19 protein-coding genes (1 of these 19 only partly in view) are annotated in these 15,188 nt (G+C 63.9%); 9 read left to right on the forward strand and 10 right to left on the reverse strand.

Features of this window, described 5'->3' with window-relative positions:
- Positions 1-64 precede the first annotated feature (64 nt).
- From AAA969_RS05015 to AAA969_RS05035, 5 genes are all read left to right on the forward strand, one after another.
- Positions 65-289: a DUF3126 family protein gene (locus tag AAA969_RS05015; protein WP_338244260.1), complete on the forward strand. Its 225-nt coding sequence runs from the start codon at positions 65-67 to the stop codon at positions 287-289.
- Positions 286-1,065 carry an ATP-binding cassette domain-containing protein gene (locus AAA969_RS05020; protein WP_338244263.1) on the forward strand — a complete coding sequence of 260 codons (780 nt, stop codon included), beginning with the start codon at positions 286-288 and terminating at the stop codon, positions 1,063-1,065. The genes AAA969_RS05015 and AAA969_RS05020 overlap by 4 nt, the downstream gene beginning before the upstream one ends.
- Positions 1,062-2,639, forward strand: a complete 1,578-nt coding sequence (locus tag AAA969_RS05025) for an ABC transporter permease/substrate-binding protein (protein ID WP_338244264.1) — start codon at positions 1,062-1,064, stop codon at positions 2,637-2,639. Before AAA969_RS05020 ends, AAA969_RS05025 begins: the two co-directional genes overlap by 4 nt.
- Positions 2,636-3,133, forward strand: coding sequence for a hypothetical protein (locus AAA969_RS05030; RefSeq protein ID WP_338244266.1), 498 nt, complete (start codon positions 2,636-2,638; stop codon positions 3,131-3,133). The genes AAA969_RS05025 and AAA969_RS05030 overlap by 4 nt, the downstream gene beginning before the upstream one ends.
- Before the next feature lie 72 nt (positions 3,134-3,205).
- A complete protein-coding gene (locus tag AAA969_RS05035; RefSeq protein WP_338244268.1) occupies positions 3,206-3,706 on the forward strand; it encodes a hypothetical protein in 501 nt (166 codons plus the stop codon).
- A gap of 130 nt (positions 3,707-3,836) precedes the next feature.
- On the opposite strand, the gene AAA969_RS05040 is transcribed toward AAA969_RS05035, so the two are convergent.
- Positions 3,837-4,598 carry a PhoH family protein gene (locus AAA969_RS05040; RefSeq protein WP_338244270.1) on the reverse strand — a complete coding sequence of 254 codons (762 nt, stop codon included), beginning with the start codon at positions 4,596-4,598 and terminating at the stop codon, positions 3,837-3,839.
- Positions 4,599-4,897: 299 nt separating this feature from the next.
- Between AAA969_RS05040 and AAA969_RS05045 the strand changes: the two genes are divergently transcribed.
- Both AAA969_RS05045 and AAA969_RS05050 read left to right on the forward strand, forming a co-directional pair.
- Positions 4,898-5,428 carry a gamma carbonic anhydrase family protein gene (locus tag AAA969_RS05045; protein ID WP_425325034.1) on the forward strand — a complete coding sequence of 177 codons (531 nt, stop codon included), beginning with the start codon at positions 4,898-4,900 and terminating at the stop codon, positions 5,426-5,428.
- Positions 5,429-5,538: 110 nt separating this feature from the next.
- Entirely contained in the window at positions 5,539-6,537 is a 999-nt protein-coding gene (locus AAA969_RS05050; RefSeq protein ID WP_338244274.1) for a hypothetical protein, read from the forward strand.
- An 82-nt stretch (positions 6,538-6,619) separates the two neighbouring features.
- Here AAA969_RS05050 and AAA969_RS05055 read toward each other — a convergent pair whose 3' ends face one another.
- The 3 genes from AAA969_RS05055 to AAA969_RS05065 form a co-directional block, all read right to left on the reverse strand.
- The gene (locus AAA969_RS05055) at positions 6,620-7,144 is read right to left on the reverse strand and encodes a DUF4339 domain-containing protein (RefSeq protein WP_338244276.1); all 525 of its coding nucleotides are present in this window, start codon (positions 7,142-7,144) and stop codon (positions 6,620-6,622) included.
- Between the two features lie 115 nt (positions 7,145-7,259).
- Complete coding sequence (locus AAA969_RS05060) at positions 7,260-7,883, reverse strand: PilZ domain-containing protein (RefSeq protein WP_338244278.1); 624 nt, start codon at positions 7,881-7,883, stop codon at positions 7,260-7,262.
- A gap of 58 nt (positions 7,884-7,941) precedes the next feature.
- Positions 7,942-8,502: a PAS domain-containing protein gene (locus AAA969_RS05065; RefSeq protein ID WP_338244280.1), complete on the reverse strand. Its 561-nt coding sequence runs from the start codon at positions 8,500-8,502 to the stop codon at positions 7,942-7,944.
- 230 nt (positions 8,503-8,732) lie between these two features.
- Here AAA969_RS05065 and AAA969_RS05070 point away from each other — a divergent pair, with 230 nt between their 5' ends.
- On the forward strand, positions 8,733-9,629 hold the full coding sequence (locus tag AAA969_RS05070) for a hypothetical protein (RefSeq protein WP_338244282.1): 897 nt from the start codon (positions 8,733-8,735) through the stop codon (positions 9,627-9,629).
- A 1,006-nt stretch (positions 9,630-10,635) separates the two neighbouring features.
- On the opposite strand, the gene AAA969_RS05075 is transcribed toward AAA969_RS05070, so the two are convergent.
- The 4 genes from AAA969_RS05075 to hfaA all read right to left on the reverse strand — a co-directional run bounded on the left by AAA969_RS05075 (position 10,636) and on the right by hfaA (position 13,648).
- Positions 10,636-10,902, reverse strand: a complete 267-nt coding sequence (locus tag AAA969_RS05075) for a hypothetical protein (protein WP_338244285.1) — start codon at positions 10,900-10,902, stop codon at positions 10,636-10,638.
- Between the two features lie 182 nt (positions 10,903-11,084).
- Positions 11,085-12,320 carry a holdfast anchor protein HfaD gene (gene hfaD, locus AAA969_RS05080; protein WP_338244288.1) on the reverse strand — a complete coding sequence of 412 codons (1,236 nt, stop codon included), beginning with the start codon at positions 12,318-12,320 and terminating at the stop codon, positions 11,085-11,087.
- Positions 12,235-13,233, reverse strand: a complete 999-nt coding sequence (gene hfaB / locus AAA969_RS05085; protein ID WP_338244290.1) for a holdfast anchoring protein HfaB — start codon at positions 13,231-13,233, stop codon at positions 12,235-12,237. The genes hfaD and hfaB overlap by 86 nt, the downstream gene beginning before the upstream one ends.
- A complete protein-coding gene (hfaA, locus tag AAA969_RS05090) occupies positions 13,220-13,648 on the reverse strand; it encodes a holdfast anchoring protein HfaA (RefSeq protein ID WP_338244292.1) in 429 nt (142 codons plus the stop codon). The genes hfaB and hfaA overlap by 14 nt, the downstream gene beginning before the upstream one ends.
- Positions 13,649-13,804: 156 nt before the next feature.
- Here hfaA and AAA969_RS05095 point away from each other — a divergent pair, with 156 nt between their 5' ends.
- The gene (locus AAA969_RS05095; protein WP_338244293.1) at positions 13,805-14,527 is read left to right on the forward strand and encodes a rhomboid family intramembrane serine protease; all 723 of its coding nucleotides are present in this window, start codon (positions 13,805-13,807) and stop codon (positions 14,525-14,527) included.
- Here AAA969_RS05095 and AAA969_RS05100 read toward each other — a convergent pair whose 3' ends face one another.
- Both AAA969_RS05100 and AAA969_RS05105 read right to left on the reverse strand, forming a co-directional pair.
- A complete protein-coding gene (locus AAA969_RS05100) occupies positions 14,528-15,076 on the reverse strand; it encodes a GDYXXLXY domain-containing protein (protein WP_338244296.1) in 549 nt (182 codons plus the stop codon).
- Positions 15,073-15,188, reverse strand: partial view of a DUF2157 domain-containing protein gene (locus AAA969_RS05105; RefSeq protein ID WP_338244298.1) — the 3' end only. Its footprint extends 1,237 nt past the window's final position; 116 of the gene's 1,353 nt are visible here — the last part of the coding sequence; the start codon falls outside the window, past its right edge; the stop codon is at positions 15,073-15,075. The genes AAA969_RS05100 and AAA969_RS05105 overlap by 4 nt, the downstream gene beginning before the upstream one ends.

Here is a 15,188-nt window from a genome sequence, read left to right on the forward strand (position 1 = left end):
CGCGCCCCCCTGTCATGGGCTTAGTTGGCGCCGATTTCGAATCCCCTCGACCGGAGAAACTCCCTTGAACAAGAACATGACCAATCTGGAAGCCGCGAAGCTCCAGATGTTCCTGCAGGCCAAGCTCAACCCGGAGATGGTGGTGCAGTGTCGCAATCGTCCCGACGAGTGTGCCGAAATTCACATTGCCGACGAATGTCTCGGCGTCGTGTCCAAGATCATTGATGAGGGTGAAACCTCCTACTCGTTCGAGATCACGATCCTGGATATCGATCTGGAAGATCTTTGAGCGAAGCGACGCCCCTTGTCCTTGATGTCCGCAACGTCGCCAAGACGTATGCCGGTGGTATCGAGGCCGTGCGGGGTGTCTCGCTCAGCGTGAACCGGGGAAAGCTGCTGGCGCTCGCCGGCGCCTCCGGGTGCGGAAAGACCAGTCTTCTGAAAATGATCAACCGCCTGGAGGAGACTTCGGGCGGTTCGATTGTTTTTGGTGGTCAGGATATTGCCGCGCTCGATCCGGTCGCCCTGCGACGCCGGATCGGCTGGGTGATGCAGGGGGACGGTCTGTTTCCCCACCTCTCCGTGCGCCAGAATGTCGGCCTTATCCCGCGCCTGTCCGGACAGGACGGTGCCCGCATCGAGCTGCGGGTGCGGGAGATGCTCGACCTCGTCCGGCTTGACCCGCGTGAGTTTGGCGATCGCATGCCCGCTGAGCTGTCCGGCGGTCAGCGTCAGCGTGTCGGCTTTGCCCGGGCTCTGGCCGGCGAACCGGAACTTGTCCTCATGGACGAGCCCTTCAGTGCGCTCGACCCGATCACGCGTGATGGTCTGCAGCAGGACTTCAAAAGCCTGCAAGCGGATCTGGGCTTTGCCGCTGTCATGGTGACCCACGACATGGCTGAAGCCTTGATCATGGCCGACGAGGTCGCGGTCATGCGGGCGGGTCAGATTGTGCAGCAGGGGACACCCCATACGCTGATGACAGCGCCCGCGGACGACTATGTTTCCGGCCTGCTGGAGACCCCGCGGCGGCAGATGCAGGCGATTGCGGAGCTGGCGCGATGAACGTCAATCTCGCTGAACGCTGGGCCGAGCTGCCCGACTTGCTGGCCGGTCACGTCCTGCTGTCGCTCTCGGCGATCCTGGTCGGGCTGGCGATCAGCCTGCCACTGGGCATCCATGCGGCAGGGCGCCCGCGCCTGGCAGGGGGCGTGCTCAATGCGGCCAGCGTCGTGCAAACCATTCCCGGCCTGGCCTTGCTGGCACTGATGGTTCCGCTTCTGGGCGGCACGATCGGGTATGCACCCGCCTTTCTGGCGCTGATGCTCTATTCCATCCTGCCGATCCTGCGCAACACGATCGTCGGTCTTCAAGGTGTCGATCCGGTCGTTCGCGAGGCGGCGCGCGGGATCGGCATGACACTCCGTGAAAGCCTGTGGCAGGTCGAGCTGCCGCTGGCCTTGCCGGTGATCGTGGCCGGCCTGCGCACGGCGGTGGTCTGGGTCGTCGGGGCCGCAACACTGGCGACACCGGTCGGGGCATCGAGCCTTGGCAATTATATCTTTGCGGGTCTGCAGACCCGTAACTGGCTCTCTGTCCTGTTCGGCTGCTTGTTCGCGACCGGTCTCGCCATCGTCCTCGACCAGATGATCCGGCTTCTCGAAGTCGCCGCCCGGGACCGTCGGCGCGGACTGGCGACCGGTGTCGGCGTCGCGCTGGCCAGCCTGCTGGTCGTCACGGTGGCCCCGCGTTTCATCGATTTCGATCCCGGGCGTGGCGCCAATACGGGTCCGGCGCAGGGGGCTGTCGCCAACAGCCTTGCCGATCAGCGCGTCGTAATCGGGGCCAAGGCCTTCACTGAACAGTATATTCTCGGCGCTCTGCTCGAGACGCGACTGGAAGAGGCTGGCGCCCGGGTCGACCGGCGTGACAATCTCGGCTCGACAATCGCCTTCGATGCCCTGCGGACCAATGAGATCGACGTCTATATCGACTATAGTGGCACCATCTGGGCGACCGTGATGAACCGGCCGGAGCCGATCAACCGCTACGCCATGCTGGCCGAGATGACTGGCTGGCTCTACGCCGAGCATGACATTCTCGCCCTTGGCGGTCTGGGTTTCGAGAACGCCTACGGTTTCGCCATGGCCCGCGAACGGGCCGCCGCGCTGGGGGTTGAGAGCCTGGCTGACCTGTCGCGGGTTGCAGACGGATTGACCGTCGGCGGCGATGCTGAGGTCTTTTCCCGTCCCGAATGGGTGATGACGCGGGATACCTATGATCTTGGTGCGATGCAGACCCGGGCGATGGACGCCGCCTTCATGTACGGCGCCGTGCGTGACGAGCAGGTCGACATGATCTCGGCCTATACGACGGATGGCCGGATCGCAGCCTTTGATCTCCTGGTGCTGGCTGATCCGCAATCGGTGCTGCCGCCTTATGATGCGGTCATCCTGCTGTCCCCGGAGGCCGCGGCCAATCCGGCCCTGGTGGGGACCTTGTCGGATCTGGTCGGGGCGATCGATGATACAGCCATGCGCGAAGCCAACCGACTGGTTGACCTTGATCGGCAAACGCCGGATCAGGCCGCCGCCTGGCTCGACCATCTCCTTCGCGATCTCGATGGGGACGGCCCATGAGCGGATTTGTCGGCTCCGGCCGCTTGCAGGACGGTGAGTGGCTGATGCGAGCCTGCATGCTGCTCAATCGCGAGCTGCCCGGTAGTGCCGAGCGCTACACAGAGCTCAGCCACCTCAACCGGATCTGGGCGACCCAGTCGGCGGAATTCGAGCGTCTGCTCGAGCTGATCGACCCGGAAGGCGAGATTGATCCCACCATCTTTCCGGTGCTGGCCTTCTTCGACCCGTCGGAGAACTGGCCCCTCGACATCATTCTCGCTGCGATTGCTGCGCTACTGGTCTGGGTCTTCCTGCCGGACTGGTATGGCGTGGCCGAATATGTCGCTTATCTCGCCATCGCAGGCTTTGTCGCGGTCCAGTATTTGCGGGCCCGACGCCTGCGGGAGCGGGCACGCGCGGAAATGATCCGGCTCGGTCTGGATCCCGAAAAGCGCCACCCCCTGACCCTCCGCATCCTCGTTCGGTATCGCAAGAAGCCGATCACCTTGCACTGAATCCTGGCCGCTTCGCCGGAGGAGTCATTCGAATAAGCTGTACAGGCTGATTAAGCAGCGTAGGGTCGAATAATGGGCCCTGATCTGAAGCGCCACCTCAAGCACTACAAGTTACACGATCCCACACCCGGCGCCGATCAGGGCGGCCGCCGGTTTCCCCCGCTGTTCAACAGCGATGTCGTCTATCGCGTCCTGCTTGTTCTGTCCTCGGTTCAGATGGCCTATGTGGTCTACTGGGTCGGGATGGAAACGCTCGGCCGGGCCGGGGTGTGGCCGACGCAGCTGGTCTGGTTCGACCTTGCCGAATTCCTGCGGACAGAAGCGCTGGTCAATCGGATCAGCTTTGTAGCCTTCACGCTTTCCTACTCCGTGGCCTTCATCCTGATCCTGATGCGACGCAGCTGGGCAATGGCGGCATTGGTTGTGGCATTCATCATCGCCCGGATCGACTGGATCACGGTGTCGTCGAATGTCGCTTTCAACAACGGGGTGGTTGGCTGGTTTGAAATCGGTCTGCAGGCGACGCTCATTTTTCTGTGCTGGCAGCTGATCGGTCTCCGCAAATTCCGATAGTCGCTCAGCGGAGACTCGACGACAACCGGTCCGATAACAACCGGCCCGACGACAAACGGCGCGGGGCCAGCCAGCCCCGCGCCGCTTCAGTCAGCGTGGATTGTTGTGTCTTTTTGATCAGTCGTCTGGTTCAGAGAACCGTCAGCATGGTTGCGACGAGCGGGTGCCGGACGATGTCTTCGGCGGCCAGTCGGCAGACCGCGATATCTTCCAAGTCTTCCATCTTGTCGGCAATCTGGCCGAGTCCCGACATGTCCGGCAGCAGGTCTGTCTGCGCCGGGTCACCGGTCACCACCATGGTCGAGTTCCAGCCCAGTCGGGTCAGTAGCATCTTGAGCTGGCCGTAGGTGCAGTTCTGGGCTTCGTCGACCACGACGAAGGCATTGTTCAGCGTGCGGCCCCGCATATAGCCGATAGGTGCGATCTCGATCAGCCCTTCGGCCATCATCGCCTTGAGCTTTTTCGGGCTCAGCCGGTCGGCGAGGGCGTCATAGAGTGGTCGCAGGTAGGGGGCGAGTTTCTCTTCCATGGCGCCGGGGAGAAAGCCGATGGATTCGCCGGCCTCAACCGCCGGGCGGGACAGCACGATCCGGCTGACCGACCCGGATTCAAGCGCTTCGACGCCCTTGGCGACGGCGAGGAAGGTCTTGCCCGTCCCGGCCGGTCCAAGAGCCAGGACCAGATTATGCTCGTCGATCGACGTCATCAGATTGGCCTGCCCCTCGGAGCGGGGTTTGACCGTCTTGATGAAGCGCTGGTCCCGCATGGGATCCCTGGCGTCCGGCGCCCAGTTGGTGCCGGGAAAGAGAGCGCGAACCTTGGTCTCTTCGGATTGATAATGTGCCGTGTTGAACTCGGCACGCTGGCGACGCTTGACGATACGCTTACCCATGGCTGAAACCTCCACACATGAAAAACCCCTCGGCCGGAAGGCGAGGGGCGAAGACACTCTGCAACGAAGACGATTCGAAGGACTTGAAGGGACACGAACCGGATGAACCGGACGGTTCTGGCGGGCTGGGTCGCAGACTGGTCATACCGTCTACCCGGTGCCTCCCTTGGAGTTGCCGATACGATGCAAGGCCGGATGGGCAGGTCTCGAATCGCGGTTACAGTGTCAGTGTACCCTGATGAAGAAGTTCTGAACGAGCGTGTCGCGAATATTTCACGCAATTAAATCTGGAGACGATGATGGCGATCTATGCATTGGGCGATTCGGTACCCCAGCTGCCGGCAGCGGATGAATTCTGGGTTGCCGACAGCGCCCAGGTCATGGGCCGTGTCATTCTCGAACGGGGTGCCAGTGTCTGGTATGGCGCAATCCTGCGCGGCGATAATGATCCGATCACCATCGGTGAGAACTCCAATGTCCAGGACGGCGCGGTCCTGCATACCGATGAGGGTATCGCCCTGACGGTTGGCAGGGGCGTCACCATTGGTCATCAGGCCATGCTGCATGGTTGCACGGTCGGTGATGGCTGCCTGATCGGCATCGGCTCCACGATTCTCAACGGCGCGAAGATCGGCCGGAATTGCGTGATCGGGGCGCACGCGCTGATCACGGAAGGCAAGGAAATCCCGGACAACTCGCTGGTCGTCGGCTCGCCGGGACGGGTCATGAAAACACTCGGGCCGGAGATGGCCGAACTCCTGGCAGCTTCGGCTGATCACTATGTCGCCAACTGGAAGCGCCACAAACGCGATTTGCGACGGATCGACTAGCAAAACGATAAACGGGTCCCCGGTTCGCCGGTCGGCCAGGGGGGCGGCACCTGCATCCGATGAAGCGGCGGCGCGCATCCTACCGGCAAGGCAAATGACCGGGAGGATCCATGACGTATCGTTTCATCACATCAGCGGCTTTGGCGGCCGGACTTCTGTCGGCGCCCGCGCTGGCTCAGACAGACCTGCATTATGATGATCTGCGCCGTTTCGGCGCCGCTCTGGTCGAAATCGAGGCGGGAGCGGACGCGGAAATGGCGATCGCAGCTTATCTGGATGCGGCCTCACCCGGGCTGGCCGGATATGCCGCGCGCTATCAGACCGAGGCCAGCAGCATTGCCGAGCAGTATGCGCGTCGGCCTGTCTATTATGGCGGCCTGCCGGAGCTTGAAGCCTATCTGACCGGGCGTCAGGGTGAAATCGATGCAGCGCTGGCGCGCCTGGCCGAGCTGGCCCCGCTTGGTCAGCCGGTGGACAGCTATTTCTTTGTCGCGGACCAGACCGCGGGCGGCACAGCGGTCATGATGCAGACCGAGACCGGTTCGCGCCCTGTCGTTGCGATTGCCGTCGACATGATCGCCATGGCTCCCGACACGGACATGACCGAATTTCCCACCGGCACCGGCGGGCGTGCCCGTGCGGCCGACCTGCCGCAGGTGGTCGTGCATGAGAATGCGCATGTCCTGCAGATGTTCGCCCAGGGCGGGATCGAGAATTTCCGTTCCATCTACAGCGCCGAGGGAGGCAGCATGATGGCCGTCGCGGTTCGCGAGGGCTGTGCAGAATACGTGACCTACCTGGCATCAGGCTGGCGCCTCGGTGACCGTCACCTCTATGGCGAGGCCAATGAAGCGCAGCTGTGGCAAGCGTTCAGCGCGATCGCGGACGCGCCGCCCTTCTCGGTCCCCGGCTGGTTTGGCGGGACCCATGCCGATCACCCCGACTACCCGCCGCAGATCGGATACTGGGTCGGGTTCAAGGTCTGTGAGTACCACCATCTCAATGCGACCGATCCGGCTGCGGCCATCGCCGACATGTTCACCCTCTACGCTCCGGAGGATGTGGCGTCGCTGGCACGGGCCTATGGCGCATCGCTGGCGCTTGAATAGACGATATCGGAACCAGATAGAAAAATGCCCATCGGCCGAGCTGGCGGATGGGCATTTGTTTGTGCGTCACTGACAGGAGGCGCTAGTGAGCGCGGCTCCAGAGTTCGCGGATGTTCTGGTCGGCATCGCGGCCCAGATTGAACCAGGCGGCACGGTCATGCGAGGCATCGATGACCAGCAGCTTGTCATCGCGTCCCAGAATGTGACTGAGCTCATTGCGCAGGACTGCAGAAGTGGTCGGGCCGCGCAGCAGCCAGACATGGGCGGTAATTGATTCAAGATCACCATAGGCCCTGAGCGCACGCTGGAACTCGGCCCCGTTCTCGGACTGGATCTCGGCGATCACAACGAAATTCGCCGGCCGGGCGCCGGGGGTGACGCGTTTTTCCGGCTCAGGCGAAGACTTTGATTCGCCGAGCCATTCGCGGAAGTCCTCGATGTCCGAAGCCTGCCGCCACAGGCCATCACGCTCCGGGCAGACCTGGGAATGCGCAGCGATACGCCCTTCACCCACGAAGGCCCGCATTTGCTGAGGGGTATAGGGGCCGTAGACGCGGCCTTCGACTTTCACAAACCAGGTCATAGCGATTCCGTCATCGCGAGGCATTTCAGGTCTCTTTTGCACTTTGTTGCATACGACTTACCACCCGGATACGGCAAGAATCGGGCCGTATCGAGGGAGAGGCCCGGAAAGGCAGGAAAAATATCGATCGGTGACTCGTTTATGCTGCTTTGGGGCTGCCCGTTGCAGCCTCGGGCGGATCGAACACGACCGCGAACCCGTTGTCCAGAATGCGGGCCACACGTCCTGACATCTCACCCACACGCAGGGTCTCACCGACGCGCGGTCGTTCGAGGCATTCGAAGGCCGCGCCCGTAACAGAGACATCGACCACATTGGCCTGGATGACGACACCGTCTGCAAGCAGGATCCGGGCGCGACCGCGTCCGGGCTTTCTCGGCGCGGTCCGGTCCTCGTCCAGTCCCAGCCGGTCCTTGTTGAACCGCCAGGTGATCGCGTCTGCTAGCTTGTCACGCTTGCGCATCGGGGCGTTGAACCGGACCGAGATTTCGCCGCCTTCCTGGCGCACAACCTGACCTTCGATGCGCCCGAGCGAGGTGATCATCAGCACGATGCGGGTGTCAGGAGAGATGCGCAGGCGGGCCACGATGCGGGCCCCGCCGGGCGAAATGTCGATCAGGCGGCAGGCATGCTCGCCGTCTGCTTCGGACCAGAATCGGCCATGAAGCTGGAGCGGTACGCGAGCGTGTCGGCGGCGCTCCTGGGCACCGCGGGCGGCAATCTTGATCTTGCGTCGGTCGAGCCGGCCGGGTTCGTCATGCATCGCGATGACCTCCTGAGAGGCTGCATCCTAGCGGCAAGGCGTTAAAAAGGTTTTGCCATTACTGATCGTTTGCGACCTTCTGGACTCGCGGTCCGGGGTCGACAGCGAGACCGGGGAAGATGTGGCCTGGCAGGGCTGGCGGGTGAATTTCACGCAGGCTGGTCCGGACCACGGGGCGGCCCTTGAACGCCTCGGTGCTGTCGAGCGGCTGAAACAGGCCGAGGGTCCGGTCGATCGTGCCGGAGGGACCGCGCAGCGGCAGGAAGGAAATCTCGACCGGCAGCTGGTGCATGTCGAGGCTGGACGCGCGGGCGATCAGCGAGGCCGGTGCGGCGCCGGTGATCGAGGCTTCCAGAACGGCCCGGACGTGGGTCCGGTCATGGCCGCGCCACAGCGACAGGAAGTTCTGGTCGCGGAATTCGCGCTGATAGAGATCACACAGATGCGTCCCGGCGAGTCGGAAGATGTGGTGTTGCGGATCGGCACGCCACAGGATGAAGACGAAACCGAGAAGACGCGCAATATCCTGCGGTTCGATATCGGTACGGTGCGGTGCCGCGCCGCCCTGGCGTCGGGTCTGCCAATAGGCATGCAGGGCTTTCGATTGCGCATGGCGCATGGACGTCTCCACAGGTCGGGTCTTGGAAGATAGCGGTACGGTCGCCATCGCTCAGGCCTGTCCCGCTTCAAGAACGGGGCCATACACCTAAGGCGGGAATGCTGTGCGCTGGCATTCATCGACAGGGCGAAACCGGGGTCTGCGACCGGTTCGTCGATCTGGCTCCCGGGCGGGTGGTCGATCTGGCCCTGTGTTTGCAAGGACGAGGGCAATACGTAAGGAGCACGACCATGCGCGTTTCAGCCCGGCACGCCTTTTTGATCCCAGCGACCGCTGCGTTCGCTTTGCTGACCCTGCCTGCCACGGCGGGCGCAGTGGCAACGACAACGGCCCTGGGCTGTTGTGACACGCCGCCGCCGCCCCCGCCGTCCTGCTGCACGCATGGCGGTGGCCACACGGTCAATGTTCCCAACATCAATATCCATGGCGGCAATATCAATGTCGGCGTGAATGTCTCGACGCGGGTCAATGTGAACACCACCGTCAATGTCAACGCATCGGCCAATGCCAATGCCGGCGCCAGCGCGCGGGCCGGGGCGGGCGCGGTAACCTTCATCGGCGGTGGCTCCTACACGCCGATGACGACTGCACCGGCCGCGACCGCGATCACCGGCCTCAACGTGGTCGGCGTCGAACAGGAAGCCGAATACGAGTATTATGAGGAAGAGCGCACCCGCTGGGTCGAGGAATGGCGTGTCGTGCGCGCCGTCTGCGTCGACGACAACGGCACCCCGCATCCAGCCTCGCGCGTCGATGCCGAGGATCGCGTCTCTGCCACCTTCGACGGTGAGGTCTTCCGCTGCGTCGCCGGCACCGCCATGCAAGCCACGATCGGCTGGGTCCATGACGGCGTCTATGACTGGGACGACGCGCCGACCATCATGTGCCGCAAGGGCGAGGCCCTGCGTCATACGCCCGGCGGCGACCTGCGCTGCGAGACCCAGATCCCGCGCCGCAACTGCAATGAACGCTCGCTCCTGCGCATGCACGGTCCGGGCGTGAAGCTGATCTTCATGCGGCGCGAGGAGCGCTACACCGAGCGCATGCAGCGCGAGGTCTCGCGCGAAAGCAACCAGACGGTCTCCATGACCCTGATGCTGGACGGAGGCGTCGGCGGCTACCGCTGATCCGGTCCAACCAAGATATCATCCACAAACTGCCCCGGCCTGGTTCAGGCCGGGGCTTTTTTGTGCCGATGGGGTCAAGCCTGTACCCGTTCAGCACCGAGATCGCCACGACGCATGGCGCCTGGCGGTTTGGGCAGAGGAGGGAGCGGGATGCCGGCCGGAGCCGATAAAGCGCTGGATTGATAAGGGTAGCTTCGACAAGCATCCCGCACGCGGAGATTTCCCGGACGCTCTCGCCCCCGTTTCCAACGCGACAGGTAGATGGGGTCGGTCGTTTAGTGCCCCGCGACCATGTCGCACGCCCTGCCGGAGTATCGGGATGTCACCCCCGTACGCGGACAGGCTCCGCACGCTTCCGGGCACAAGTGACTGAGCTCGCGCCTCCCGTCCCGAAAACCGAGAGCATTATTGCGTGGGGTCGAGGGGGTGCGGATAAGTTTTGTGATTTTTCCGTGTGCCCGCACTTTCCCGCTCCCTGGGGAGAGGGTCAGGGTGAGGGGTAAATCGCGGTATTTCCCGGAGAATCCCCCTCATCCGCCCCTCCGGGGCACCTTCTCCCAAGGGAGAAGGAAGGGCGCTGGAGCGGGGGACAAACTGCCACTTTTCGCCCCCACGAGGCGGGAGGAAAAATGCCATTTCTCCCGGCCGGAACCCCGCGCAAGCGGGGTGGAGCGCCGGGACCTACTCACCTGTCCGCCAACGATGAGGTTCCTGTTGGTCCCGGATGGCGCTGCGCGCCTCCGGGAAAAATGCGTGTGGATGTTGGGAGCAGTGACTGTTGCGGTGACGAGGACGGGGCTGAGCGCAGCGCGGAAGCGCTCCACGAAAAGCCGGATGCGGCCTTTTGGCTGACACGTGATGTATGCCGGAAACCGCGCATGGCGCCTGTTCCGGCGGGGCAGCGTGGCGAGCCGAGCGTGACGCGCGTGGCGATGATTTGCCAGGTCTTGCTCGAACGCGGCGAGCCGCAGTTCAAGCCAGGTCTCCGCCGTTCAGGCCCCGACCCTTAGAGCGGAAAGTCGCGCTCCGGATCGATCCCTGCTGTTTCCATGAATTTGCGCACGGCGCGGACTTCGTCTTTGGGCAGGCTGTGATGGGCGTGGTGGAAGCTGGCGGTGTGGCCGTTCAGGGTGACCGAGAATTTGGCGCCGTTGCGTTCATGAATCTCGGCCCCGAGGTCGGAGAGCAGACCTTCCAGGTCAGCGGCCGCCAGGTTGGCCGGTTCGGGATGGGCGAACAGGGTGTGCAGGGTCTTGCGATGCTTGTGGTTCATGACGGTCTCCTCCGTATCACCTTGCAGCTTACGCCCGCGTGTGCGTGGTCATCATGCGACCAAAGCGCACGCGGCGTCCGGTCCCGGGGCCGACCGGGAAAGCCGCATGTCCGCACAGAAAAAAAGCCCCGGTCGCACAACACGCGACCGGGGCCAGGGTTTCCCAAGGCTATGGGATCTCGTCAGTTCCCCGTGGGTGTCACGGTCTGATAGGTTGCCGAGTTGCCGATCGCGGTCGCCGCGCCGGACAAAACACCGCCGGTATTCATCCGTCCGGTCACGATCGAGCTGATCGCGGCATTATTGGTCTGGTTGGTATTGCCCCAGGCCGTGACCGGGCATTCCGAGCAGACATAGGTGGTGGCGGCATTGCCGAAGGCGGTGGCCGATACGAGGGCCGATCCACCGGCATCGCCGTCCAGATTCGCCCGCGCCGTGACAGCGCCATTATTGGTCTGGGTGAGGCCCATGAAGGCATCGGCGCCAATATTGGACAGGATCGCCGAATTGCCGACCCCTTCGGCTGACACGGTCAGCACGTCGGCGTCGAAATTGCCGACCAGGATTTCCGACTCGGCCGTGACCGCGCCCTCATTGTCCTGCTCGCCCTGGATATGGGCATAGCCGTATTCATTCTGCATCCACACCGAATTGCCATTGGCCGAGGACACGACCGTCTGGTTGATCGCCGTGCCGCCGGCATCGCTGCGCGAGCGGGCGGTGACAGCACCGCGATTGTCCTGGTCGACATCAACGACCTGGGACGGGCTGCCATGATAGCCTTCCAGCTGGGCCGAATTGCCATTGGCTGCGCCGAGCACCGTGGCCGCATAACCCAGCCCGCCATCGGGCGCGAGCACATAGCCGTCCGCCGAGACATCGGCGCCACTGTCCTGGCGCAGGGCCAGATTGGTGTCGCTGCCATAGGTCGTGCCCTGGAAGGCGTTGGCCGAGGCCGTCGCCGAGGTGACCGAGGAGATCGCATAGCTGCCGACTTCCAGGCGCGCGGTCGCATTGACGCTCGAACCGTCGAGCGCGGTCTGGTTGATCGCGGAATCCATGCCATTGTCATTGATCACGCTGGCCGAATTGCCCATCGCCGACGAGGTCGTGATGGCAGCGCCGTCGACAATCGTGGCACGCGTTTCCGCACGGGCGTCAACCGAACCCGAGAAGGTCTGGTCGGACTGGATGTCGTGACGCTCCACAACGTCCACGGTCAGCGCATTGGCGGCGCCGATGGCAGACATGGAGGCCGCGTCGGCCTGGTCCGTCTCACCGGTCGTCACGACCGAGATCGCGGCGTCCAGATTGACCTGGCCGTTGAGAATCTCAGTCGTATCGTCCGCGAAGATAGGTGCGCACGTTAGCGTCGCGACGCTCATGCCCGCGATCAACATTGCTGCGCGCTTGGACATTGGAGGTCTCCCGTTGGCCATAAGGTGTGGCAGCGTTGACGCCGCCGGTGGTGTTGGTGTGGGTGCTGCCGCCGATCGGGTCGGCATAGATGCAGGCAGCGGCCGGATCGACGCCGTACATTTGCGCCGAGATTTCCAGGACAGCGCGTTCGATCACCGAACGCACGGCCAGCTGGACCGGCTCGAGCGAGCGTCCGCCACCGGAGATGTCGATCACCGCATCATCCCAGAAGGCGAAGACGCCGGCGGAGATTTCGCGACCGATGATCTGCTTCTGGTAGGAGATGACGTCGACCGTCTCCATCGTGCGCGTGTCATTCAGGCGCAGATCGAGGCCGATATTCATCACCCACATGCGGCGATTGAAGACGCCGGTCGGGTCACTGTCGATACGATCCCCGCCGAGCACGTCAATGCCGGAGGAGCGGATATTGTAATTGAGCTCGGTAATGCCGCCGACCAGGTGATAGTCGGAACCGGGCAGGGAGGCCGCGCGGATCTGGCGCTGGCTGCCATTATCGCCGATCAGCGAGTTGTTGGCGTAGCGCAGTTCCAGTTCGGACACCGATGTATCGAAACGCTCCACAAGGCGGACACCCGCCTTGGCAAAGGCCGAGATCGCCATCAGCGAGGCACCCTGGGTGACAGCGGCGCCGCCTTCCAGTGAGGCGCGTCCCGTATAGTCGGCCAGGCGGCCAACCGCGATGCGCGGCGATTGCAGGTTATTCTCGCGGGCGTAATTCGCGAGACAGACCAGCGCCTCGGAATAGGGCGTCGGATTGGCGGTCACCGGTGCGCCACCGATCGGTGTCGCATAATTCCCGTCAGACCCGCCGGTCCCGGCGGTCGAGGCGCAGCCCGTCAGCGCCAGGGCGCCGGCGAGGGTCGCCAGTAGAAGCTTAGTCTTGGCCATTGTCCGTACTCACATTGCCTTGGGCCTGCGAATTGGCGTTGATGTCGCCATTATTGGTCTGGGTGGAATTCACGATGACCGTGTTCCACTGGCCGCTCACACTGACGTTGAGCTGGTTGCCGATGGCGGTGGCATTGGCGCCAACCCCGCCGCCAAACAGGCCGGTCTGGGTGGAAACCCCGACGCCGGTCTGGATGATTCCGTCAATGATCACGCGATTGCCGGCGCTTGAGCGCGCGGCGGCACCGGCGCTGGCCGTGGCTCCCGACCAGGGCTGGCTCGCCTGGGCGGTCGATCCACCATAAGGCTGCTCCCACCCGGCCGTGGTTTCGGCGCGCTGTGCCTGGGCCGCGGCGGAGATCGCTGCGAGGGCAAGGGCGGCACCGAGGACGGTGGGGAGGCTGCGCGTTTTCATTGTCTCATGTCCTTGTTGACGTGATGTCTGGGGTTCGGGTTGCAACGCGCATGCCAAAGGGTGTGTCAGCCCAAATACGTTCCCCTGCAGGGGGAATCGTGTCGCCCTTGGCGTGTGAATGCCTGATTGGGCCAGGTCTGTGTGGGAGTGGATCAGATGAGTGTGCCGCAGCGGGACGATCAGGACGGGCCGTGGAATCCGGGTCCGCCCCCGGGTCCGCCTCATGGTCCGCCGTCCGGGCCACCCCCGTCACCGCCAAGGGCGCCGGTCTTCAATGCCATGCCGCCGGCGGTGGTCCTGATTGCCCTTGGCATTGTCGGCGTCTCGGTGCTCGGCCAGCTCCTGCCGGGTTTCCAGCGCTGGATCTTCAATGCCGGTGTCTTCATCGCCGCCGAGCGCGGAACCGCCCTGCCGGACCAGCCGCTCGGACCGTTCGCGCCCTATCTGCTGCACGTCTTCATCCATGCCAGCCTGCTTCACATCGCCATGAACCTGGCCATTCTGATCGCGACCGGGCGCGCGGTCGGCGAACAGCTTGGCTCCGGGCTGAAGGGCTCACTCGGCTTCGTGCTGCTGTTCTTTGCTTGTGCGATCACCGGCTCGGGCCTCGAAATGCTGATGCACCAGGGTCCGCCAACGCCCATGGTCGGCGCCTCGACAGCGGTCTCCGGTCTGATCGCGGCAGCGGGCTGGGTGCGGGGCGGCTGGCGCGGCATGGCGCAGCTCGCTCTGCCGTGGATCGGGATCAACCTGATTTTCGGCCTGCTCGGCGACATGATGCCGATCCCGATTGCCTGGGTCGGACATATCGGCGGCACGGTCGGCGGCATCATCCTGACCCCGTTCGTCCTCGCCGTCTTCTCCGAGCGCGCGCCCTGATCACCAGAGCCGGTCGATACGCCGCTCGCCGTCGATCTCGAAGCCCTTGATCATCAGCCGGCCGGAGCCGGTCAGCGACAGGATGACCCGCACGGGCGCCGCGAATTCCCCGTCGATGCCGCCGCGCAGCCGCGCCTGCAAGGCCAGCGCCTCGTCGCGGTCGGCATAATAGCGCTCGATGTTGAAACGCGTGACCAGCGCCTCGTCGACCCAGCTCACCCGGCCTTCGGCGACCAGCCCGGAACCGGGATGGGCGCGATGAACGGCGACTGGCCGGGCCAGTCCGTCGGCACCAATCTCCAGCGTCACGAAAACGCGCTGATAGGGCTCGAATGTGTCGTCGCCCTCGACGCTGGCCAAATCGATCCGGCTCAGCGGCGTACGGATTTCGGCATAATGGCCGAGGAAGATGTCGCGCGGGTCATAGCCCTCGACCGACATCTCGATCTCGGTGCCCGTGGCGCGCGCGGTTTCATGGCTGACCAGCATGAAGACGAGAAACCCCGTCATGGCGGCCGCGATCAGGCCCAGTTTCAGGCGGGCGGTCATGAGCGTGCTCCTGTGTCTGGCGTGTCGGGTTCCGGTTTGCTGCCGGGCGCGGTCGGCCCGCGCCGCTTGCGGACTTGCCAGAGCGCAAAGCTGGCCGCGAAAAGGATCAGCC

The organism is Maricaulis maris (genome assembly GCF_036322705.1).
GTDB classification, from domain to species: Bacteria; Pseudomonadota; Alphaproteobacteria; order Caulobacterales; family Maricaulaceae; genus Maricaulis; species Maricaulis maris_B.

Excerpts from the sequence above, each read along its gene's own strand:
- AAA969_RS05040 (WP_338244270.1), bottom strand. The coding sequence starts at position 4,598 with ATGGGTAAGCGTATCGTCAAGCGTCGCCAGCGTGCCGAGTTCAACACG.
- AAA969_RS05030 (WP_338244266.1), top strand. The coding sequence starts at position 2,636 with ATGAGCGGATTTGTCGGCTCCGGCCGCTTGCAGGACGGTGAGTGGCTG.
- AAA969_RS05050 (WP_338244274.1), top strand. The coding sequence starts at position 5,539 with ATGACGTATCGTTTCATCACATCAGCGGCTTTGGCGGCCGGACTTCTG.
- AAA969_RS05025 (WP_338244264.1), top strand. The coding sequence starts at position 1,062 with ATGAACGTCAATCTCGCTGAACGCTGGGCCGAGCTGCCCGACTTGCTG.
- hfaD (WP_338244288.1), bottom strand. The coding sequence starts at position 12,320 with ATGTCCAAGCGCGCAGCAATGTTGATCGCGGGCATGAGCGTCGCGACG.
- AAA969_RS05065 (WP_338244280.1), bottom strand. The coding sequence starts at position 8,502 with ATGCGCCATGCGCAATCGAAAGCCCTGCATGCCTATTGGCAGACCCGA.
- hfaB (WP_338244290.1), bottom strand. The coding sequence starts at position 13,233 with ATGGCCAAGACTAAGCTTCTACTGGCGACCCTCGCCGGCGCCCTGGCG.
- AAA969_RS05055 (WP_338244276.1), bottom strand. The coding sequence starts at position 7,144 with ATGCCTCGCGATGACGGAATCGCTATGACCTGGTTTGTGAAAGTCGAA.
- hfaA (WP_338244292.1), bottom strand. The coding sequence starts at position 13,648 with ATGAAAACGCGCAGCCTCCCCACCGTCCTCGGTGCCGCCCTTGCCCTC.
- AAA969_RS05095 (WP_338244293.1), top strand. The coding sequence starts at position 13,805 with ATGAGTGTGCCGCAGCGGGACGATCAGGACGGGCCGTGGAATCCGGGT.
- AAA969_RS05060 (WP_338244278.1), bottom strand. The coding sequence starts at position 7,883 with ATGCATGACGAACCCGGCCGGCTCGACCGACGCAAGATCAAGATTGCC.
- AAA969_RS05100 (WP_338244296.1), bottom strand. The coding sequence starts at position 15,076 with ATGACCGCCCGCCTGAAACTGGGCCTGATCGCGGCCGCCATGACGGGG.
- AAA969_RS05075 (WP_338244285.1), bottom strand. The coding sequence starts at position 10,902 with ATGAACCACAAGCATCGCAAGACCCTGCACACCCTGTTCGCCCATCCC.
- AAA969_RS05070 (WP_338244282.1), top strand. The coding sequence starts at position 8,733 with ATGCGCGTTTCAGCCCGGCACGCCTTTTTGATCCCAGCGACCGCTGCG.
- AAA969_RS05045 (WP_425325034.1), top strand. The coding sequence starts at position 4,898 with ATGGCGATCTATGCATTGGGCGATTCGGTACCCCAGCTGCCGGCAGCG.
- AAA969_RS05035 (WP_338244268.1), top strand. The coding sequence starts at position 3,206 with ATGGGCCCTGATCTGAAGCGCCACCTCAAGCACTACAAGTTACACGAT.